The 20,105-nt window shown below is 45.8% G+C and carries 19 protein-coding genes; 16 read left to right on the forward strand and 3 right to left on the reverse strand.

Annotation, left to right across the window (positions count from 1 at the left end; translation table 11 throughout):
- Window positions 1-299: 299 nt before the first annotated feature.
- The 8 genes from ACLVWP_RS05955 (at window position 300) to ACLVWP_RS05990 (ending at window position 8,796) form a co-directional block, all read left to right on the forward strand.
- The gene (locus tag ACLVWP_RS05955) at window positions 300-977 is read left to right on the forward strand and encodes a hypothetical protein (protein ID WP_413560639.1); all 678 of its coding nucleotides are present in this window, start codon (window positions 300-302) and stop codon (window positions 975-977) included.
- Between the two features lie 266 nt (window positions 978-1,243).
- A complete protein-coding gene (gene dnaK, locus ACLVWP_RS05960; RefSeq protein ID WP_413560640.1) occupies window positions 1,244-3,154 on the forward strand; it encodes a molecular chaperone DnaK in 1,911 nt (636 codons plus the stop codon).
- A 168-nt stretch (window positions 3,155-3,322) separates the two neighbouring features.
- On the forward strand, window positions 3,323-4,189 hold the full coding sequence (locus ACLVWP_RS05965; RefSeq protein ID WP_413560641.1) for an MBL fold metallo-hydrolase: 867 nt from the start codon (window positions 3,323-3,325) through the stop codon (window positions 4,187-4,189).
- Between the two features lie 79 nt (window positions 4,190-4,268).
- Window positions 4,269-4,691, forward strand: a complete 423-nt coding sequence (locus ACLVWP_RS05970; protein WP_413560642.1) for a YeeE/YedE family protein — start codon at window positions 4,269-4,271, stop codon at window positions 4,689-4,691.
- On the forward strand, window positions 4,692-5,141 hold the full coding sequence (locus tag ACLVWP_RS05975) for a DUF6691 family protein (protein WP_413560643.1): 450 nt from the start codon (window positions 4,692-4,694) through the stop codon (window positions 5,139-5,141).
- 48 nt (window positions 5,142-5,189) lie between these two features.
- Window positions 5,190-7,127: an acetate--CoA ligase gene (gene acs, locus ACLVWP_RS05980; protein WP_413560645.1), complete on the forward strand. Its 1,938-nt coding sequence runs from the start codon at window positions 5,190-5,192 to the stop codon at window positions 7,125-7,127.
- A 25-nt stretch (window positions 7,128-7,152) separates the two neighbouring features.
- A complete protein-coding gene (locus tag ACLVWP_RS05985; RefSeq protein WP_413560646.1) occupies window positions 7,153-7,659 on the forward strand; it encodes a DUF6580 family putative transport protein in 507 nt (168 codons plus the stop codon).
- Between the two features lie 69 nt (window positions 7,660-7,728).
- Window positions 7,729-8,796, forward strand: a complete 1,068-nt coding sequence (locus ACLVWP_RS05990; RefSeq protein WP_413560648.1) for a tRNA-dihydrouridine synthase family protein — start codon at window positions 7,729-7,731, stop codon at window positions 8,794-8,796.
- Window position 8,797: 1 nt separating this feature from the next.
- On the opposite strand, the gene ACLVWP_RS05995 is transcribed toward ACLVWP_RS05990, so the two are convergent.
- Window positions 8,798-9,463: a class I SAM-dependent methyltransferase gene (locus ACLVWP_RS05995; RefSeq protein ID WP_413560650.1), complete on the reverse strand. Its 666-nt coding sequence runs from the start codon at window positions 9,461-9,463 to the stop codon at window positions 8,798-8,800.
- Window positions 9,464-9,526: 63 nt separating this feature from the next.
- Between ACLVWP_RS05995 and ACLVWP_RS06000 the strand changes: the two genes are divergently transcribed.
- The 3 genes from ACLVWP_RS06000 to ACLVWP_RS06010 all read left to right on the forward strand — a co-directional run bounded on the left by ACLVWP_RS06000 (window position 9,527) and on the right by ACLVWP_RS06010 (window position 11,002).
- Window positions 9,527-9,781 (forward strand): glutaredoxin domain-containing protein, encoded by a 255-nt coding sequence (locus tag ACLVWP_RS06000; RefSeq protein ID WP_413560652.1) that lies wholly within the window; start codon window positions 9,527-9,529, stop codon window positions 9,779-9,781.
- A gap of 238 nt (window positions 9,782-10,019) precedes the next feature.
- Window positions 10,020-10,631, forward strand: a complete 612-nt coding sequence (locus ACLVWP_RS06005) for a 3D domain-containing protein (protein WP_413560653.1) — start codon at window positions 10,020-10,022, stop codon at window positions 10,629-10,631.
- Entirely contained in the window at window positions 10,631-11,002 is a 372-nt protein-coding gene (locus tag ACLVWP_RS06010) for a hypothetical protein (protein ID WP_413560655.1), read from the forward strand. The genes ACLVWP_RS06005 and ACLVWP_RS06010 overlap by 1 nt, the downstream gene beginning before the upstream one ends.
- On the opposite strand, the gene ACLVWP_RS06015 is transcribed toward ACLVWP_RS06010, so the two are convergent.
- Together ACLVWP_RS06015 and ACLVWP_RS06020 are read right to left on the reverse strand one after the other, a co-directional pair.
- Complete coding sequence (locus ACLVWP_RS06015; protein ID WP_413560656.1) at window positions 10,999-11,748, reverse strand: TSUP family transporter; 750 nt, start codon at window positions 11,746-11,748, stop codon at window positions 10,999-11,001. The genes ACLVWP_RS06010 and ACLVWP_RS06015 overlap by 4 nt on opposite strands.
- 49 nt (window positions 11,749-11,797) lie before the next feature.
- The gene (locus ACLVWP_RS06020) at window positions 11,798-12,493 is read right to left on the reverse strand and encodes a PAP/fibrillin family protein (RefSeq protein WP_413560657.1); all 696 of its coding nucleotides are present in this window, start codon (window positions 12,491-12,493) and stop codon (window positions 11,798-11,800) included.
- Window positions 12,494-12,688: 195 nt separating this feature from the next.
- On the opposite strand from ACLVWP_RS06020, the gene ACLVWP_RS06025 reads away from it, so the two are divergent.
- The 5 genes from ACLVWP_RS06025 (at window position 12,689) to ACLVWP_RS06045 (ending at window position 20,066) form a co-directional block, all read left to right on the forward strand.
- On the forward strand, window positions 12,689-15,055 hold the full coding sequence (locus ACLVWP_RS06025) for a hypothetical protein (RefSeq protein ID WP_413560659.1): 2,367 nt from the start codon (window positions 12,689-12,691) through the stop codon (window positions 15,053-15,055).
- 108 nt (window positions 15,056-15,163) lie between these two features.
- A complete protein-coding gene (locus tag ACLVWP_RS06030) occupies window positions 15,164-16,438 on the forward strand; it encodes a TolC family protein (RefSeq protein ID WP_413560660.1) in 1,275 nt (424 codons plus the stop codon).
- Window positions 16,435-17,442: an efflux RND transporter periplasmic adaptor subunit gene (locus tag ACLVWP_RS06035; RefSeq protein ID WP_413560661.1), complete on the forward strand. Its 1,008-nt coding sequence runs from the start codon at window positions 16,435-16,437 to the stop codon at window positions 17,440-17,442. The genes ACLVWP_RS06030 and ACLVWP_RS06035 overlap by 4 nt, the downstream gene beginning before the upstream one ends.
- A gap of 18 nt (window positions 17,443-17,460) precedes the next feature.
- Complete coding sequence (locus ACLVWP_RS06040; protein ID WP_413560662.1) at window positions 17,461-19,407, forward strand: ABC transporter permease; 1,947 nt, start codon at window positions 17,461-17,463, stop codon at window positions 19,405-19,407.
- Window positions 19,408-19,571: 164 nt separating this feature from the next.
- A complete protein-coding gene (locus tag ACLVWP_RS06045; RefSeq protein ID WP_413560663.1) occupies window positions 19,572-20,066 on the forward strand; it encodes a hypothetical protein in 495 nt (164 codons plus the stop codon).
- Window positions 20,067-20,105 lie beyond the last annotated feature (39 nt).

Raw genomic sequence — 20,105 nt, forward strand, 5'->3', positions numbered from 1 at the left:
ATGTTTAAATGCAGAGGGAGTGAATACTTGATCCGAGGACTGGATTGAGTAAAGTTAAGGCCCTGGGAATGAAGGGTTTCGCCAGGGCCTTGAGGGACTCTTATTTCTTAAAGGAACTTTTTTTTTAAGGGAAGAGCGAAGGACCATCATTGCGTACGGTGCTCAATAACACGAGTTAAAAGTCCGTAAGCTTTGATAGAACTCAATTAAAAATACGTCATCAATCTCAGCTCGTCTCGGGACTCGTCGTAAGGATATTATTGGTCATGCTGTTACAATTTTTATCTGCTCTCCTTCCGGTGGTTTTCACTGCGGCTCCTGCTGCGGAAAAAACTCCAGATAAATCACTGGTCATTCTGTTTGTGACCTCCGGGAATGAGTTGGTGGGTAAGAATGAAACGGCGATGATTGTCGATGCGTTCAGGGATTTAGGATTCAAGCTCGAATTTCGTCGGGTGCCGCTGGCTCGAGGAGCTCAAGAAATCAGCAACGAAAATATCGATGGGGAGCTGGTTCGTGTGCGGGAATACGGGGATACTCACCCGGATTTAATTCGCGTCGAGGAGCCGATCGCGAAGGTGTATTTTTCTATATATGCAAAACGGGGAGCCGAGGTTCCTTGCTCTTGGAAAGAGTTGTTAGGCTCGAAGTTGCGGATTGATTTTCAACGAGGCATTCACTACTTCGAAATGAATTTAAAAGACTATGTGTCGACACGAGTGGAGTCGATCGATACACCGATGCAAATGTTTCAGCGCTTGCAAAGTTCTCGGTCAGATGTGTTTTTATTGGACCGACAAAGTGCTGACAATGTGATCGCAAAATCCCCCAAAAAGTGGAACGTAGAGCGGGTTTGTGATCTGCATGTCTCGCCAGCATATATGTACCTAAAAAAGACACATGCTGAACTTGCAGGCAAATTACCTGAGCTCTTTCGCAAACACAGAAAACCCGGTGCTGGCGGAAATGCGGATTGATGCGTGACGACAAAATGAGACGAAGGGATGAATGCGAGCTGGACTGTCTGCCAGCATTAAAGAAGGCCTTTGTAAGTAGCTGAATATACTGGCCAAAAAAAGACGTTTTTAAGACCTGAAAAAAAGTAATTCGGCAGCTTGACGGAATGCCATCCGAACCCACATTTATCCTGTGTTATTCAAGCTTTAATTAATAAATTACCACGGTATTGGCTGGCACTGGGATGATTACGAAATCCGGGTGGGCATTTAAGGAGAAATCAAACATGGGTAAAATTATTGGTATCGACTTAGGGACGACAAACTCATGCGTCGCTATTATGGAAGGCGGAGAAGCCAAAGTTCTTGTGAACGAAGAAGGCGCTCGCACAACTCCATCAGTTGTTGCTTATACAAAAGACGGTGACCGTCTTGTTGGTCAAATCGCTAAACGTCAAGCGGTGACGAATCCAGAGAACACAATCTACTCTGCGAAACGTTTCATCGGTCGTCGTTTCGAAGAGATCTCTGAAGAAATCAAACTAGTTCCATACACTGTTGTTGCTAAAGGCAATGACTGTGCATTCAAAGTTCAAGGTAAAAACGTATCTCCAGAAGAGATCGGTGCTGCGGTTCTTGCGAAACTTAAAAAAGTTGCGGAAGACTATTTGGGCGAGCCGGTAACTGAAGCAGTTGTTACTGTTCCAGCTTACTTCAACGATGCTCAACGCCAAGCTACTAAAGATGCTGGTCGTATCGCAGGTCTTGAAATCAAACGTATCATCAATGAGCCAACAGCGGCTGCATTGGCGTACGGTATGGATAAGAAAAAAGAAGAGAAGATCGCTATCTTCGACTTCGGTGGTGGTACATTCGATATCTCCATCCTAGAAGTTGGTGACGGTGTTGTTGAAGTTCGTTCTACGAACGGTGACACGCACTTGGGTGGTGACAACTTCGATACAGTGATCCTTGAATGGTTGATCACTGAATTCAAAAAAGACCAAGCTATCGATTTGAAAAACGATAAAATGGCTCTTCAACGTTTGAAAGAAGCGGCTGAGAAAGCAAAAATCGAACTTTCATCTGCTCAAGAGACTGAAATCAATCTTCCGTTCATCACGGCAGATCAAACAGGTCCTAAGCATTTGCAAACGAAATTGACTCGCGCAAAATTCGATCAAATGACTGAAGATCTAGTAAAACGCTCTATGGAGCCTTGCCGCAAAGCTTTGGCTGATGCTGGTATGAAAGCTTCTGAAATTGACGAAGTTGTATTGGTGGGTGGTTCTACACGTATCCCTTCAATCCAAAAAGCAGTTAAAGAATTCTTCGGCAAAGAGCCAAACCGCACAGTGAACCCAGACGAAGTTGTTGCTATCGGTGCAGCAGTTCAAGGTGGCGTTCTTGCGGGTGACGTGAAAGACGTGTTGTTGCTAGACGTAACTCCGCTTTCATTGGGTATCGAAACTTTGGGTGGTGTGATGACTCCGCTTATCGAGCGCAATACAGCGATTCCTACTAAGAAATCACAAGTGTTCTCGACAGCAGCAGACAACCAACCAGCGGTAGACATCCACGTTCTTCAAGGTGAGCGTAAGATGGCTGGCGACAATAAAACACTAGGTCGTTTCGAACTAGTGGGTATTCCACCAGCTCCACGTGGTGTTCCTCAAGTTGAAGTGACATTCGACATGGACGCCAACGGTATCTTGCACGTATCGGCGAAAGATATGTCTTCTGGAAAAACTCAGCAGATCAAAATCACAGCACAAAGTGGTTTGTCTGAAGAGGAAATCAAAAAGGCAGTAGCGGATGCGGAAGGTCACGCGGAAGAAGATAAGAAAAAAGCAGAAGCAGTTACGAACAGAAACAATTTGGACAACTTGGTTTACCAAACTGAGAAATTGATCAAAGATTCTGGTTCGCAATTGCCTGAGGCTGAAGTTAAAACGGCTAACGATGCTATCGCTGATGCTAAAAAAGTTCTTGAGAACAAAGGCGCATCTGCTGATGAATTGAAAGCGGCTTTCGACAAGCTTCAATCTTTGACTCACACAATGACTTCTGAGCTTTACAAAAAGCAAGGAGCTCAACCAGGGGCTGAGGCTTCTGGCAACAACGGCGGCGACGCTGGTGGCGAGAAAAAAGCAGACGGTGACGATGTCATCGACGCTGATTACAAAGATGTGAACTAATCGTTCCTCCCGTAAATTTGTAAAAAACCACTTAAAGCCCCTGGGGAAACCCGGGGGCTTTTTTTTTGTGCCAGGCACCTATTCCTTCACACGGTGCGTGGTACGTCCTTACTTGATTAGGTAAGGACGTACCTCTAAACTTGCTCCACATCACATTTGGAGTAAGCCATGGCTATTGAGATTAAGAATTTCTTTGATCCTGCGACGTCGACGATGACTTATGTTGTTCACGATCCCGCAAGCCTTGATGCGGTGGTGATTGATCCGGTTTGGGATTACGACCCGGCTTCTTCTAAGCTTTCCAATAAATCCTCTGAAGCAGTTTTGGCTTATATTCAGGAAAGCAAACTTACTCCACGTATGATTCTTGAGACTCACGTGCATGCAGACCATGTGACGGGTGCGCAGTTTTTTAAGAAACGTTTCCCAGAGGCTCCATTGTGTATCGGTGAGCGTATCACGGTCGTGCAAAAAATCTGGCGTGATATGTACAACCTGGATGAAAAGACCACGGACATCCATGGAAAAGTCTTTGATCGCTTGCTTAAGGAAAATGAAACGGTGAGTGCGGGAACTATTCAGTTCAAAGTTTTATTCACTCCAGGTCATACGCCAGCGTGCGCTTCGTACTTATTCGACAATGCTTTGTTTTGTGGAGACACTCTGTTCATGCCAGATTCAGGAACAGGTCGTTGTGATTTCCCGGGAGGCTCTGCAAAGGAGCTTTACAATTCCATCACTTCAAAAATTTATTCATTGCCTGAAACAACCAGAATTTTTGTTTGTCACGATTATCAACCCGGTGGTCGCGAAGTTCTGTGTCAAACTTCTGTCGGTGATGAAAAAGACAAAAACATTCAGCTGACTCGCAATACGACGGAAGAACAGTATGTCGAGTTCCGTACTAAGCGTGATGCCGTTTTAGCGACGCCAAAATTGTTGCTACCAAGCTTGCAAATTAATATCCGCGCAGGACACTTGCCTGTCGCTGACGAGCAGGGAAAACACTATTTGAAAATCCCTGTATTTGGGTAACGCAATATCGCCATAGAAACTATGGCTACAAAGCGCGATATGAACCGGAATTATCGGCGTGATATGGAAGGAAATTGAAATGAACGAAGGTGTTTTAATGTCTCTGGCTGGTGGCGGGATAATTGGAATTGCCACGGCATTGTTCCTTGCCTTCAACGGTCGCGTGACGGGAATCAGTGGGATCGTCAATGGATTGCTAACCAGAACTCATGCTGACTATCGTTGGCGTCTATTTTTTGTCATCGGCATGGTTTTAGGTGGCGTGTTTTTGGCGACTCGACATCCCGAACTTTTTCATTCGGATCTTAAGCGCAACTCTGCTGTGATCATGATTGCAGGGTTGCTAGTGGGATTTGGGACAGTGATGGGGAGTGGTTGCACGAGTGGTCATGGCATTTGTGGGATAGCTCGCATGTCGCCACGTTCGATTGTTGCGACGATCAGTTTTATGCTTGCAGGAATTTTGATGGCGAATTTTGTTCGTTGGGTTGTGGGGATTTAGATGGAAAAATTTAAATCACTTCGCAATATCGCAGCTTTGTTGGTGGGGTTTATTTTCTCTATTGGTTTGGGAATTTCAGGAATGACTCAGCCACACAAAGTAGTTTCCTTTCTGACCATCGGTGAAGGTTGGGACCCTAGTTTACTTTTTGTTATGGTGGGAGCGATCCCCGTTCATATGATTACTTACTTCGTGATCCGTCGTAAAAAATCACCTCTCTTAGATACGCAGTTTCATTTGCCACAGGCGACTGAAATTTCAAAATCACTCATAATTGGGAGCGTGATTTTTGGTTTGGGTTGGGGGCTTGCAGGGTACTGCCCGGGGCCTGCGTTGACATCTTTGGGGAGTGGTTCAGTGTCCGCAATTATTTTCGTATTTAGTATGCTCTCGGGGATGTTGATTTTCCGAATGTACGATAGATGGAAAGAACTGCGCAATAAGCATTGACCGATAACCAAATGATAATAGGATAAAAGCTCCATCAGAGGAGTTTTCATGCATAAAGAAGTTTATCCTATCAATCCCACTCTCGAAAAAAACGCGCTGATCACTCCGCAAAAGTACAAAGATATGTACCAGCAGTCCGTTCAAGATCCCGAGGGTTTTTGGGCTAAGGAGGCAGAGCGCCTTCATTGGTTTAAAAAATGGGATAAAGTTAAAAACACCTCCTTCAAAAAGCCTGTCAGCATTAAATGGTTCGAAGGCGGTAAGCTGAACGTTTCTTACAACTGTATTGATCGTCACTTGGCTACTAAGGCTGATAAAGTCGCATTGATCTGGGAAGCTGACGATATCAACACAGCTTCTAAAAAAATCACTTACAAAGAACTTCACCAAGAAGTCTGCCGCTTTGCCAACGTTCTAAAAAATATGGGCGTTAAAAAAGGCGATGTGGTTACGATCTACATGCCGATGATTTTGGAATCAGTCTACGCAATGTTAGCTTGCGCACGCATCGGTGCAGTTCACTCGGTGATCTTTGGTGGTTTCGCACCGGACTCAATCAGTGACCGTGTGCTCGATGGAAAATCTAAATTCATTATCACGGCTGACTCTGGTTTCCGTGGTGGTAAAACAATTCCTTTGAAAGAAAACGTCGATAAAGCGGTTGTTAAAGCCGGCATCGTTGAAAAAGTCCTGGTGGTTAAATACTCCAACATCGATGTGCAAATGAAAGCGGGCTTGGATGTTTGGTATCACGACGCTGTTAAAGGTGTCAGTGATCAATGTGAAGCGGAGCAAATGGATGCAGAAGATCCATTGTTCATTCTGTACACGTCAGGCTCCACAGGAAAGCCAAAGGGTGTCTTGCATACGACGGGTGGTTACTTGTTGTGGGCGAGTGTCACTCATCAGTACGTTTTTGATTATCACGATAAAGATATTTACTGGTGCTCTGCCGACGTCGGTTGGGTAACAGGTCACAGTTATATAGTTTACGGTCCGCTTGCGAATTGCGCGACGACGTTGTTCTTTGAAGGTGTTCCGAATTATCCAACGCCGTCAAGATTCTGGCAGATCGTTGAAAAGCATAAAGTGAATTTGTTCTATACATCGCCAACAGCTTTGCGCTCACTAATGCGTGAAGGTGAAAAATGGGTGAAGGACTGTGATCGTTCGTCACTAAGAATTTTGGGAACAGTGGGCGAGCCGATCAATCCTGAAGCTTGGGTTTGGTACTATGAAGTGGTCGGCGACAGTCGTTGCCCAATCATGGATACTTGGTGGCAGACTGAGACGGGTGGTTTTATGATCACGCCGATGCCAGGGGCTACTCCATTAAAACCGGGCTCTGCAACTTTGCCATTCTTTGGTGTGCAGCCACATCTGCTAACTCCAGAAGGTAAAAAAATTGACGGTGCGGGCGAGGGTGTTTTGGCGATTGCTGATTCATGGCCTGGTCAAATGCGCACGGTTTATGGCGATCACAAGCGTTTTGAAGAAACTTATTTCTCGGCATACCCAGGTTACTATTTTTCGGGCGACGGTTGTCGTCGTGATGAGGATGGTTATTACTGGATCACGGGACGCGTGGATGATGTGATCAACGTTTCTGGTCACCGTTTGGGAACAGCTGAAATTGAATCAGCCTTGGTTGCAAATCATAACGTGGCTGAGGCCGCAGTGGTGGGTTACCCGCACGATATCAAAGGCCAAGGGATCTATGCTTTCGTGACTCTGAAAACAGGGATCACGGCTTCGGAAGACCTTCGTAAAGAGCTGGTTCAGACAGTTCGTAAGGAGATCGGGCCGATTGCGACACCTGATTTGATTCAGTGGGCACCTCGTTTGCCTAAGACTCGCTCTGGAAAAATTATGCGTCGAATTCTGCGAAAAATTGCGGAAAATCAACCAGATCAACTAGGTGACATTACAACGCTTTCAGAACCAGGGGTGGTTCAGGAGCTTGTAGACAACCGAATGAACAAGTGATAGGTATCGGGGCATGACTACACGCATGATCGTACTAGTAATGATGGTTTTGGGCGCGGCATTTTCTCGTATTATTCCGCACCCTTGGAATTTCACAGCTGTTGGCGCTATGGCTTTGTTCGGTGGCGCTTACTTCTCTGACAAACGTTTGTCTTTGGCAGTGCCATTGGCAGCGTTGATGTTGAGCGATCTGGCTTTGGGTGGCTTCCACTCCACAACATTCTTTGTCTACGCAGGTTTTGCGTTGATCGTGATGATGGGTTGGTTCCTGACTGAAAGCAAATCAGTGGCTCGCATCGGTGGTCTTTCTTTGGCTGCAAGCTGCGTGTTCTTCTTGGTTTCTAATTTCGGTGTTTGGGTGATGGACGGAATGTATGCGATGAACATGCAAGGTCTTGTTCAGTGTTACGTTGCGGCGATCCCATTCTTTGGATACCAAGTTGCGGGAGATTTGTTTTTCTCTGCAGTGATGTTCGGTGGTTATGAGCTAGTTAAAAGATACGCTCTAACTCCAGCAGGTAAAGCGGCGTAGTTGATACTTTAAAATATCAAAGTGTTTTTCAAAGACTCCCGCTTGGGAGTCTTTTTGTTTGTGGAATGTATGACGACGGTAAAATTAGGTCTGCATAGACCGATCCTTCATGGCAAAGTAAACTTCCCTCTGTGCTTGGCACCGATGGTGGGTTTAACTCACGTGGCTTTACGTGAAGTGATGCGCGAATATTTACCTGACGGTGCTTACACTATTTGGCCAACTGAAATGTTAAACTCTCGCCGTATTCCTGGCGAAAATCTTGAAACAACTCCCGAAACGATGCGCGCAGCCCATGAGCCCGGCTTAGTCCCACAAATCCTCGGTAACGAAGAGGAAGCCATCGCCGAAAGCGTTAAACGCCTTGTAGAGTGGGGAGCTGAAGCGATCGACATCAACATGGGTTGTCCCGTGCAAAAGGCTTTAAAGCATAACTACGGAGTGGCGTTGATGGGAGATCCCAACTACGCCGCAGAAGTTGTGCGTATGACTGTCAAAAACTCGTCGGTGCCTGTCAGTGTAAAACTGCGTGCGGTGGGTTCAACCAAAGAGCTTGATGAGTTGCTGTCATTCGTTGGTGGATTAAGAAATTCTGGAGCGGCTTGGGTGTGCTTACATCCCAGAACTGCCGCGCAAAAACGTCGTGGCTGGGCTGATTGGGAGCAAATCAAGCTTTTGCATGCAGCTGTTGATTTCCCAGTGATTGGTAACGGTGACGTACAAACTGTCGAAGACGCCGTGACGATGCTTAAAGAAACAGGCTGTGACATGGCGATGGCAGGGCGAGGACTTGCTGCTCGTCCATGGATGTTGTGGCAATTGGGCGAGGAGCTTGGGTTTGCGCCACCATCTGGCAAAGAAGGCATGAAAGCCCCGCGCACCGCTGAAGAAGAGGGTGCAGAATACGGCCGTGTTTTATTAAAACTCATCGAACGCAGTCGTCATTATTTTGGCGAAGACCTTGCGATGAGAAAAGTCCGCTTCTATGTGCGCACAACAAGTGTGTGGTTGGCTTTTGGAAATGCATTGACGGGTGTTTGTGCTAAGGCTCGAAATATTGATGAGATGATCGAGGGAGTTGCGAAGTTCTTCGCAGTTCCGCACGAGATGTCTTTGCGTACGGAACTTCGTCAGTAATTTAAGTCGTCATGACTTGTTTTTTAAAGACCCAGTAAGGGCTCTTTGCTTTCACAACTTTCAAATTATATTTTTGAGCGAACCATTCCATCGTTTTGTCGGAAAAGAATGAAACGTGAGTAAGGTCTCGGCGGTAATGCCAATCATGGAAATGTGCTTCGCCTTTGTGAGCCGAAGTCATCACCGCAAGCAGTCCACCGGATTTAAGCATGCGCAGTTGTTGTTCGATATCGATCTTGGGATTTTGCAAATGCTCCCACACTTCAGTGCTCGTCACCACGTTATAGGATTTTCTTAAAGCATCCTGATCGGGCTGGTAGTACAAATCGTAATTTGTGACTTGATAGTCTTTTGCGACAAAGCAAGCACCCAAGAACGCTGTGGGACCACAACCGTAATCTAACAAATGAATCTCGTGGGCCGTTTTGCCAGATTTGCCAACGTAGTCTTCGACATCTTTCATCAAGGGAGCCAGGAAGGCGCGATATCCCGCTTGATCTTCGTTTTGGTGGTGATCATAGCGAGCTTTTTCGTCGACGGCACTCATGCGTTCATCAGGAGCCATAAAGATCAAATCACAAGCAGCGCAGTGATAATAGCTACGCTCAGGTTTTTTGATCACTTTGAAACGGGCTGAATCTGGGTTTTCGCAGAGAAGACACTTCATGATGCTTCCAACCTTTACCTTTTATGCCCTCTATGTCAAAAATAAAAGAGAAAGAGGTGTCACATGGCTAAAGTGCTTATGTATAAGAAAAATCCATGTCCTTACTGTGATCGTGCAATCACCTTTATGGATAATAAGGGAATTGATTACGATGTTGTCGACCTCACTGACAAACCAGAAGAAATCGATCGCATCAAAAATGAAACGGGCTGGAGAACAGTTCCAATCATCATGATCAACGGCAAACTTGTCGGTGGTTACACGGATCTAAAAGCTCTCGATGACGAGGGCAAGCTTGATGAAATGTTAAAAGGCTAAAGCATCCTACTTAAGACTGGGTTTCACTGAGGAGATCTAACGAATCCTCTGTGAAACAAGTCCAGTTCCTACTCCATAAACTTTAAGTTTTTCTCCTATTGAGACGCCCACGATAAACTATAAAAGTGTCTAGCATTTTCAACAGTTGCAAAGTTCCTTCGCAGCTGACTCCAAGCTAGAGCAATTGGGACGGGTCCCTAACTTGCAGTACTTTTAGAGTCTTGAGGGAAAAAATACTATGAAGTCCATTTCGATCATTTTACTTGCAACGTTTATCTTCGCTGAAGCGAATGCGCGTTGTCCGTCAAATATCGCAGTTTCCACAACATACGATATGACAAATGGTCTGCGCCGCCAGGGTTGCAAAACGGGCCGCGGAGCCAGTGGCGAATGTATCATTCCTTACATCTCGATTGCCGCAGATCCAAGTCACTACAAAATGGGAACGATCATCTATATGCCTTCTATGAGAGGCAAGATGATTCAATTGCCAAATGGAACTAAGAAGCCTCATCCGGGTTATTTCTTGATCGAAGACACCGGTGGTGCGATTGATGGCAAAAACCGTTTTGATTTTTTCACAGGCGATATCCGTCCTGAAAATCCAAAGAACTCTTTCGGCAGCGATGCAGAGCCTGACATGCAGCTGTCTGATAAAACTTGCCGTGACTCTAAGGCATTCAAAAAGATTTCTAAGAAAGATCCCAAATATCCCGCAGCTGTTCGTCAGATGCGAGACTTTTGGAAGGCGGCAAAACTCAGTCGTCCTGACTTAGAAGAGATCGCTGAAAAGGCAGATCGTGGTGCGGCACCATCTTCGTCGTCATCATCAGGCTCGGGGGCTCAATAATGAAAAATGCACTTCGTTTATTTGTATGCTTGATGGCGATTCTTGTAGCGATGTCGGTGAATGCCGAAACACCAAAGGCCGCAGCGAGTGACGATGATGCTCCGATTTATATCATGGACTATGATGAGCTTAAGAAAATCACGAAAGAGCAAAAGTCTTTCTATATGGGACAGCTTATTGCTCAAGCACCTAAGATGTCTGCGTTGACGGGGTTTACTAAAGACAAAATCTTGTCTGCCGCTAAAGACGAAGAACATTGGGATGAATTGGAAAAACAAGTGATCGCTTATTGCAATGCTCAATCGGTGGATACTTGTAAACCACTACAAGCTGCGCGAGTGAAAGCCTTTAAAATGGGTGCGACTCACTAAAGAAATAAAAGCTTAATAGACATAATCAAAGACACGGCAATCAGAAGGGGCTTGATCAATCGAGTCCCTTTTTTTATGACCAGATGAGAGCCGATACGAGCGCCCAGGAATTGACCTGCTCCCATCAATAATCCCACTGTCCAAACGACTTTCCCACCCGCTAAAAACACAACCAACGAAGTGATGTTAGAAACAAAGTTTAAGGCTTTGCTGTGAGCTGTGGCTTTGGAAAGATTAAATCCCAACAGACTTACAAACGCCAAAGCCCAGAACGATCCCGTGCCAGGGCCAAAGAATCCATCGTAAAATCCAATCAGGGTTCCCATCACAACCGAGAACGCAATCAGTGGCATGCGCTGATGTTGATCAACGTCACCCAAGCGGGGAGACAAACTGAAATACGCAGCAAAGCCAATCAACATAAAGGGAATGGCTTTGTTCAGCATGGATGAGTCGATACTTTGAATCAGATAAGTGCCCAAGGCACTGCCAATCAAAGTAAATGCTATCAACGCCTTGATGTTGCGCGGATGAAAAGTTCCTTTGGAGTAGTGATAATGAGCTGCCGAGAAACTGCCGAACGTACTTTGCAGTTTATTAGTTCCCAAAGCCATTGCTGGCGGCATTCCAGAACTTAAAAGGGCAGGGAGAGTGAGGAGCCCGCCACCGCCTGCGATGGAATCAATAACTCCAGCGGCAAGACTGACTAAGAACAGAATAAGATAGTTATGGGGCGCAAAATCCATCTATGACAAGTTAGCTGAATCTTGCGCCTCGAGGTAGTTTATTGTTTTGTTAGAACTGTGATTTTCTCACTAGGACATACAAGTATGTTCCCGTGCCGAAGTCATCTCCGCCACCGCGACAGATGCGGATGTCTTCATCTACATAGGTATTGGCAAGGAAGCCTTTTTTACCAATGGGTCCCGGAGTTGGAACAATGTCGTAGGCGCCGACTTCCGCTCGCATCGCAAGCATATAAGATTCAGTTCCTTCGCTCACCCAACCAGGGCTTCCCACTGATTTTGTGAATTCGATATTAAGTTTGTCGGTATCGATCGCAAATTTTCCGCGAAGGAATCCCATCGAGTTCACTCCGGCGATCGTGTTTTTAGCGACATTCCAATAGTAGCCATCAGGAAAGACTACTTGGAAAACTGCGGCAGCTAGTGCGCCACCTGATCCTGCGGGACCTCCACCGGGGCCATCCGACCAAACTTGCTGCCAAGAGCCGACCACTTGCGGAAGTTTTTCAGTTTCTGATCTCACTGGAACTAGCGATACCAACTCGTCCACTAAAGGATCAAGTTCAGCGCGAACTGCGGGATCGTTATCGTCACCATCGTACTCTCCCTGAGCGTTGCGCGAGATCTCAAGAATCTGTTGTTTGAGTTCTTCAATGCGATCGCGACTGCCGCCCGCATAGGCGTTTGAAGTGAAAATCATGGTCAGTGCGATGGCAGATTGCAAAACTATTTGTCTCATTTTCATACAGTACCTCCCAAAACATGAGTATGAATCGCAGGCAAGTTGCTGAAAAGCGGAGTTAAATTGTTTTCCTGCAAATGTAAGTAAATTCTTGGAGTCACTTGCCGGAATTTTGACAGAAATCCCTTGAGATTCTCTATATTTCAGTCCGTTTTCGACCGATCAATATGTAATCAAAGATTGTCCAAGGAAGTTTGATTGCAGTTGTACGTTTACGGTTTGATATTCCAATTCTTGTTCGTCTCACAAACGTGGGCCTCGGCTTCGGTTGGTGTGATCGCTGCTTGTAGTAATATCAACTGCACTCCGCAACAAAAGTCCGATGTCTTAAATCAGTTTTCCAATCAATGTGAAATCGAAAACAAAATTTTGAAGTGTGATGAATTGGCGTCTGAGGATGCGAACATCAAGGGACTGCTACGTAAGTGTGATGTCACAGGGTTGTGTGAACAAAACAGCAATCTAGCGCAAGACCAAGCCGTGGCGTGCTTGCGTGGGTACAAGAATTCACTGATTGATTTGGGCATCGCTTTGAAAGACATGGCCGTCGGAGTCGGCACAAGTATCGACCAGGCGTGGGAGACAATAAAGGCGAACGATAAACTTCGTTCAGAATTTATGTCTCAGTGTAATCAGTCTTTGGAATGTAAAAGGGACTTAGTTAAAGAAGATCCTCGTTATGCTTCAATCTCGGATGAGGAATTGAATAAGGTTTCTGCGACGGCTCTGTTCGTACAAGTCCAAGACCGCAAGGCCTATATGCAATCCATGCGACGAAGTGTTCCGAACACGAAGCCCCCAGAGATGCATCCGAAGGATGTCGAGCTTACCGCTGAGCAAAAGGCAAAGTTAGGAAATCTATCTGCCATCATGTTGGCAAAGCTTAAAAAAGAATATCAGAAATTCAGTTGCTACAGTCCTAAGGCTCAATCCGAAATGGCTTGTTATGCAATCGGGCAGGTCATCGATCCAACACTGCTTGCGGGAATGGCCTTCAAAGGTGCAAGAGCTGTTCATGCTGTAGGTAAACTTTCAGAAGACTCTCTTGAAGCAATTGAAGCCGCAAACGCACTCAGTAAATCCACTGCGCTAGGGCGACGTTCCGAATTTACCAAGAGATACTTGAGTTATAATCCAACCACTGTTGCACAAAATGAAAAATTCATTGCTTTGGCTGAAAAAGGCAAAGATGCAAATGCGTATTTCATCAATATTGAAAACAGTCAGATGAAGTATCTGAACGACACGCTTAAAGACAAGAATTTGGTAACAAGTCTTACGAATTACCACAAAGAAACTGTCATGAAGCGTATTGAAGAACTGCAAAAAGAATTTCCTGAGCTCAGAGTCTCTGAATACTCAGACTTTAAGTCTTTGCGTTTTGCGTTCGAGGGTAAGGTTCCAGCGGATATCGAGAAGCGATTGCAGAAGATCTTTAAAGAGTCGAACGACGAATTTTCTAGCTATATGAAAAACAATGGCATCTTACGTGAAAACGATAAGCCCCAGGATTACTTCAAAGCTGGTTACGGAAGAACTGCCGACGAGGCGGGGATTGCGGCTCGTTATGCTCGTAAGGGTGAGCCCGGAGAGTTAGCAAGCTATTCCAATAATACGTTTAAGTCCGAAATGAACTCTAAGATTCAATCGGTTGAGCAAGATCGTGTCTCTTTAAGGCAGCAACTGGGAGAGACAAAACTTGTTGATGGCGAAACATTTAAACCAGAAGTGTTTGATGTGGTTCGTAAGAGCATGGGTGACACGCAGGCCATCAAGTCCTCTTTGATGAGTAAGTACAAGCTGCAGAATCTTTCTGATAAAACTGTTGAGGATCTACAGCGCTACGTGAAAGCCACGGATGAGTTCTCTCCGGGCTTGATGATCGCTAAGCGTGAAAGTGCGAATTTGAATGAGGCCTCGAAGGGCGGCTTTACCATGGACTTCGTGGGGCTGGGTGCTTCAAATATGAAGGGGACTGCTGAAGCCTTGGCGAAATCCAAAGATCTGGATACTGCCTTAACGGAAGCTCGCAAGGCGGAGAAAGCTGTTACTGTAGATGTGAATGCGCAGAAGAGCTTCTTTAAGAAAATTGTTACAGAATCTGTGGAGCCTGGAAAGCTTAAGTCCGTCTGTTCAGGAGATGATTGTGTGGCCATTGCTGCGAAACCACTCAATGAAACTGAGAAGACTAAAATTTTAAGTCGGGTGGCTGATAGCAAATATGCTTCAAAAATGCGCTTCGCTTTCGTTAACGATGGCGTTAAGTCCTCTGAGGCAAGAAATGCTTTGAGTACGCATGGTGAGTCCATTGAAAAGATCCTGCGTAAGAACCTGGGATCTACGATGGAGTCTCAGAAATTGGATGGATTAACATTTGGTGTGGATATGAGAACGGAAGCTCTTAATCAGGGCTCCGTAAAACTGCTCATGGGCCAAGCCCCCGACCTTTATCTAACAAAGTCAGAAATAAAGCGCATCCAAGACGCATTCAAGCAGTCTGTGGATGAGTTCAATAAGACCTCACTTAAACAAGGTGCGGCGTCTCGATACGAAGCGTCTCCTTAATCTTTACACAATTATTTTATAGTCTAACAATGTAGCCGGAATAGCGGGTCGAAGTTTGACTTCCCCTCGTATTTTCGCGGTAATTGTAAGAGAGAAAGAGGAGCCGTCATGACTTCTTACAGCAGGTTATTCATCGCAATTTCAATGACTGTGAGTGCATCGCTTGCACATGCACAGCAACCCATGACATTCAAAGAAGCTCTGAACTTGGTTAAGAAAAACAACGCTGATTTGCAGTATTCTGAAGAGTCTTATAACGCCAGCAAGTACAGTGTCGAAAGCAGCAAAAGTGGTTACTTTCCTCAGGTGTCAGCAGCACTCGGTTATTCGCAATCAGGTTCTACTGATAGCACGGGAACAGAAACATCCTCCGGTGGAGACTATTCTGCGACACTGACTGCTTCCCAAAATCTTTTCAAAGGTTTTGCGGATTCATCCAAGGTTGCACAAGCTCGTGGGCAAGCCCGCGTATCTGAGGCGTCTTTACGTACAACTCGTTCTCAAGTCAGCTATGATTTGAAATCAGCATTTGCCTCTGCGATTTATGCATCTGATTCAGTGAAAATTTCTGAAGATATCGTGAAACGTCGTAACGACAATCTTCGTATCGTGCAACTTCGCTATGAAAGTGGACGCGAGAATAAGGGATCTTTGCTTTTATCTCAAGCCAACTACAAGCAGGCACAACTGGATAATTTAAAAGCCAAACACGATATTGATACCAGCCAAGCTGATCTGAAAAAAGTTGTGGGGATGGACAGCGACGAATCCATCGTCATTAAAGACGACCTTCCGCTGACGGCACCTCCAGCTAAGGAGCCCGACTATAAATCCATCGCAACTACGACTCCTGATCGCCAAACTTATGAAGCACAAGTGGATGTTTCCGAAGCGGCTTTAAAGAACACTCGCTCGGGATTTTTCCCAAGTTTGGATTTATCGGCGACGGTCGGTGACTACGGTCAAAACTTTTATCCGAACAATCAAGATCGTTGGAGTTTAGGGGCGACATTAACTTTGCCACTATTTAACGGCGGTCGTGATTACTATGCGACAAAATCCGTGGCTTCTCAGTTGTATGCTGCAAAAAGTAATTTGGCTGGGATTGATCGCACATTACTATCGTCCTTGAAAAAAGCCTATAAAGAATATGTCGAAGCGGTAGAACAGTTGGCGGTAAACGATGCCTATGTTCAAGCAGCAAGAACTCGTGCGGATATCGCTCGCTCAAAATACAATAACGGTCTTATGTCTTTCGAGGACTGGGACACAATCGAAAATGATCTGATCAATAAAACAAAACTGTATCTGACATCCAAACGTGACCGCATCGTTGCAGAGGCCGCTTGGGAGCGAGCACAAGGCGCAGGAGCATTGCTATGAAGAATCTATTTAAAAGTAAAATCACTTGGGCTCTGGTTGCTGTCTTGGTTTTGGGTGGCGGTGGCTATTATTATTGGAAACAAAGCAAAGCCAACGAAGTGACATATAAGCGCATGTCCCTGACAAAGGGAAATATCGAGGTCACGATCCTGGCAACAGGAACGGTGCAACCAGAAAACCGTCTGGAGATCAAAGCCCCGGTCGCAGGCCGTATGGAAGAAGTGCGCATCAAGGAAGGCCAAAAAGTTCGTAAAGGACAAATCATCGCGATCATGAGCTCGACCGAAAGAGCTGCGATGTTAGATGCGGCTCGCGCTAAAGGCGCTGAAGAGTATAAGCGCTGGGAAGAGTTGTATTTAGCGACTCCGATCATTGCGCCGATTTCGGGAACGATCATCTTAAGAAACGTGGAGCCCGGGCAAACGTTCGCAACAACAGACGCGATTTTCACGATGTCAGATCGTTTGACGGTGAAAGCCCAAGTCGACGAAACCGATATCTCTCAGATTAAATCCAAAGAGCCGGTTGAAATTGTTCTGGATGCGTATCCTGGTGAAAAAATTAAAGGTGTGGCAGATCAAATCGCTTTTGACTCTAAAACCGTCAACAGTGTGACGACATATATCGTGGACGCCTTGCCAGAGAAAACTCCGGAGTTCATGCGCAGTGGTATGACTGCCAACGTGACCTTCTTTGTGAAGAACAAAAAGGACATCGTGGTTGTGCCAAGCGAAGCTCTGCGTGTGCAAAATGGTATGACGTACCTCTTGATCCAAGGACCTGATGGCAGACCTCACAACCGCGAAGTTAAAGTGGGTATCACTGATGGCAAATCCACAGAGATTTTGGAAGGTGCTGACGAGGGTGAAGTGGCCATGGTCCCAGAAGTGAAACTATCTTCGGGTGGTCATCAAGGATCAAATCCCTTTTCGCCATTCGGTGGTAAAGCACCGGGCAGTAAAAATCGTTCAGGTGGCGGGGCCGGTGGCCCTCCTCCAAGATAGTTTGATTGCGAGCATAATATGATTGAAATCAGCGGCATCAAAAAATCATACAAAATGGGAGACAACGTCGTCGATGCACTTCGCGATGTGACCTTGACCATTGAAGATGGCGACTTTGTGGCGATCATGGGACCTTCGGGTTCTGGTAAATCCACATTGATGCATATCTTGGGACTTTTAGATGTTCCGACGGCAGGCTCTTACAAGCTTCACGGTCGCGAGGTTTCTAAACTTTCCGAAGACGATCTGGCGATTTTACGCCGTGACGAAATTGGTTTTATCTTTCAGCAGTTCAATTTGCTTCCAAGAATGCCAGCGTGGCAAAACGTGTCTTTGCCGTTGCTTTATTCAGAAAAGAAATTCGATGAACAAAAGGCACAGACTCTTTTAGAAAAAGTGGGCCTGGGGCCTCGCTCACACCATAAACCAAATGAATTGTCGGGTGGTCAGCAGCAACGTGTGGCGATTGCGCGCTCGCTGATTAACTCGCCGAAAATCGTTTTTGCCGATGAACCGACGGGGAATCTAGATTCTAAGAGTGAAAAAGAGATCATGGATATTTTAAGATCCATGAACGAGCAAGGGATCACTGTTGTGATCGTCACCCATGAAGACGAGATCGGGGCGCAAGCCAATCGTCTGATTCGTATGCGTGACGGTGCTATTCAAAGTGATGAACGTAGAGTTCCACTTAAAAAGAGCAACGCCCATTTGTCGAATCAAGAGTTGGATTCTAAATTTCACTTTGGCGAAATGATCGAACATTTTCATCAGGGTTGGAAAACCTTGGCTGCGAATAAAGTTCGTTCAGGTCTTTCGATGTTAGGTATTTTAATTGGTGTGGCAGCCGTTGTTACCATGCTTGCCTTGGGCAGTGGTGCCCAGCAGTCGATTGAAAAACAATTGGCTTCGATGGGTTCGAATCTTTTAGTTCTGCGTGCAGGGAATGTACGTGTCGCAGGTGTGGCGCAAGAGTCTGGTGTGAGGATTCGTATCACCACCGATGATGTGGCCGCCTTAAAGAACCAAATTCCTGCAATCAAGAATGTCGTTCCAAACGTAAATGGTCGGGGACAAGTGACCTATACCAATAAGAATTGGAATACTTCGGTTGCAGGTGTTTCATCGGCTTTTGTGTCGGTCAGAAATTCAGAGCCTGTGATGGGTCGCTTTTTCTCGGATGATGAAAACCAGCGTCGTGCGACGGTGGCGGTCATTGGTCGTACGGTATCGCGTGAACTCTTTGGCGAGAAATCTCCCATCGGTGAAGTGATCAAAATCAATAAAATCAATTTCACTGTCATCGGTATGCTTCCAGAAAAGGGAGCGATGGGTCCGAATGACCAAGATGACCGTATCGTGGTCCCCGTGCAAACGGCGATGTATCGTCTGTTCGGTAAAAACTATGTCGACTCCGTCGACGTCGAAGTTTCGGATAAGGCTTTAATCAATGAAACTCAAGACTCGCTGAAAGAAGTTTTAAACAAACGTCATCGCGTACCGATTTCTGCGCAAGAGGATGCCTTCCAGATCTTCAATATGTCGGATCTGCAGCAGATGATCGAAAGCAGCAGTAAAACGATGTCGATGCTATTAAGCTCTATCGCGGCTATCTCGTTGCTCGTCGGTGGTATCGGGATCATGAATATCATGCTGGTTTCAGTCACAGAAAGAACCCGCGAGATTGGTCTGCGCAAAGCCATTGGCGGACGTAAGATCGATATCTTAATGCAGTTCTTGGCTGAGTCTGTTGTGGTCTCTGTGATCGGGGGCTTACTGGGAATCGCCCTCGCATGGGGAGTGACCATCGGATTGTCGGCGGCTCTGGGATGGGCGATGTCGATTTCACTAAACGCCGTCGGAGTTTCGTTCTTTTTTTCAGCGTTCATCGGTATTGTCTTCGGTCTTTACCCCGCGAAAAAGGCCTCAGAACTTCATCCGATCGATGCCCTTCGCTACGAATAGACCCTATAATGGTAAGTGGTTTTAGCCACTTACCATGCCTTCCAAAAATTAGATCACGCCCTTCTAAAAGCTCTACTTTTCATAAAATAATGCCTAGCGTAAAACATGCCTCATCGAACGCTTACTAAACTTTGCGCTGATGGCGCTGATAACTAGGAGACTTTATGAAATTGGTATCTAAGATCGTTTTGATGGCAGCTATGTTGATGGGATCTTTCGCACAAGCGGGTTCTATCCCAGGACCTGAGTTCCGTAATCAATTGTCTAAATCTTTGAGTTCTCTTGTTTTGCAAAAGATGGTCAAAGAAGCGAATACTCCAAACTCTGCTGTAAGAAAAATTCTTGAACAGCACGATATCGAAGACGGTCGTAACGGTCGTGGTACGATTAATTTGCCACTGTCTGCGAAAGACATCCAAGTGACTCTATTGGATGGCGGCGAGTATAACCAATGTAATTTAGAAGGTTGCACTGGAACTGAAGAGGGCATGTTCATGGTGACAGTTGCTTCCATGCAGGGCGTGCACAGAGGAGCTACTTTCAGTGGCGTGACTCTTTTGTTCAGTGCTGAATCTTCAGTGCTTACAGATGAAAATGAAAAAGTAACTCGTTCTGTAAAAGTAGAATTCGTGAAAGAGTTGAAAATCGATCTTTACTAGAATGGGTATAGAAAAGAAAAGGCGCTGATGAGGCGCCTT

The sequence above is a fragment of the Bdellovibrio sp. HCB209 genome (assembly GCF_047306065.1).
In the GTDB taxonomy this organism is placed as follows: Bacteria; Bdellovibrionota; Bdellovibrionia; order Bdellovibrionales; family Bdellovibrionaceae; genus Bdellovibrio.

Bases quoted from the DNA above. Each gene is read 5' to 3' on its own strand.
- dnaK (WP_413560640.1), top strand. From the start codon at position 1,244: ATGGGTAAAATTATTGGTATCGACTTAGGGACGACAAACTCATGCGTC.
- ACLVWP_RS05965 (WP_413560641.1), top strand. From the start codon at position 3,323: ATGGCTATTGAGATTAAGAATTTCTTTGATCCTGCGACGTCGACGATG.
- ACLVWP_RS05970 (WP_413560642.1), top strand. From the start codon at position 4,269: ATGAACGAAGGTGTTTTAATGTCTCTGGCTGGTGGCGGGATAATTGGA.
- ACLVWP_RS05975 (WP_413560643.1), top strand. From the start codon at position 4,692: ATGGAAAAATTTAAATCACTTCGCAATATCGCAGCTTTGTTGGTGGGG.
- acs (WP_413560645.1), top strand. From the start codon at position 5,190: ATGCATAAAGAAGTTTATCCTATCAATCCCACTCTCGAAAAAAACGCG.
- ACLVWP_RS05985 (WP_413560646.1), top strand. From the start codon at position 7,153: ATGATCGTACTAGTAATGATGGTTTTGGGCGCGGCATTTTCTCGTATT.
- ACLVWP_RS05990 (WP_413560648.1), top strand. From the start codon at position 7,729: ATGACGACGGTAAAATTAGGTCTGCATAGACCGATCCTTCATGGCAAA.
- ACLVWP_RS05995 (WP_413560650.1), bottom strand. From the start codon at position 9,463: ATGAAGTGTCTTCTCTGCGAAAACCCAGATTCAGCCCGTTTCAAAGTG.
- ACLVWP_RS06000 (WP_413560652.1), top strand. From the start codon at position 9,527: ATGGCTAAAGTGCTTATGTATAAGAAAAATCCATGTCCTTACTGTGAT.
- ACLVWP_RS06005 (WP_413560653.1), top strand. From the start codon at position 10,020: ATGAAGTCCATTTCGATCATTTTACTTGCAACGTTTATCTTCGCTGAA.
- ACLVWP_RS06010 (WP_413560655.1), top strand. From the start codon at position 10,631: ATGAAAAATGCACTTCGTTTATTTGTATGCTTGATGGCGATTCTTGTA.
- ACLVWP_RS06015 (WP_413560656.1), bottom strand. From the start codon at position 11,748: ATGGATTTTGCGCCCCATAACTATCTTATTCTGTTCTTAGTCAGTCTT.
- ACLVWP_RS06020 (WP_413560657.1), bottom strand. From the start codon at position 12,493: ATGAAAATGAGACAAATAGTTTTGCAATCTGCCATCGCACTGACCATG.
- ACLVWP_RS06030 (WP_413560660.1), top strand. From the start codon at position 15,164: ATGACTTCTTACAGCAGGTTATTCATCGCAATTTCAATGACTGTGAGT.
- ACLVWP_RS06035 (WP_413560661.1), top strand. From the start codon at position 16,435: ATGAAGAATCTATTTAAAAGTAAAATCACTTGGGCTCTGGTTGCTGTC.
- ACLVWP_RS06040 (WP_413560662.1), top strand. From the start codon at position 17,461: ATGATTGAAATCAGCGGCATCAAAAAATCATACAAAATGGGAGACAAC.
- ACLVWP_RS06045 (WP_413560663.1), top strand. From the start codon at position 19,572: ATGAAATTGGTATCTAAGATCGTTTTGATGGCAGCTATGTTGATGGGA.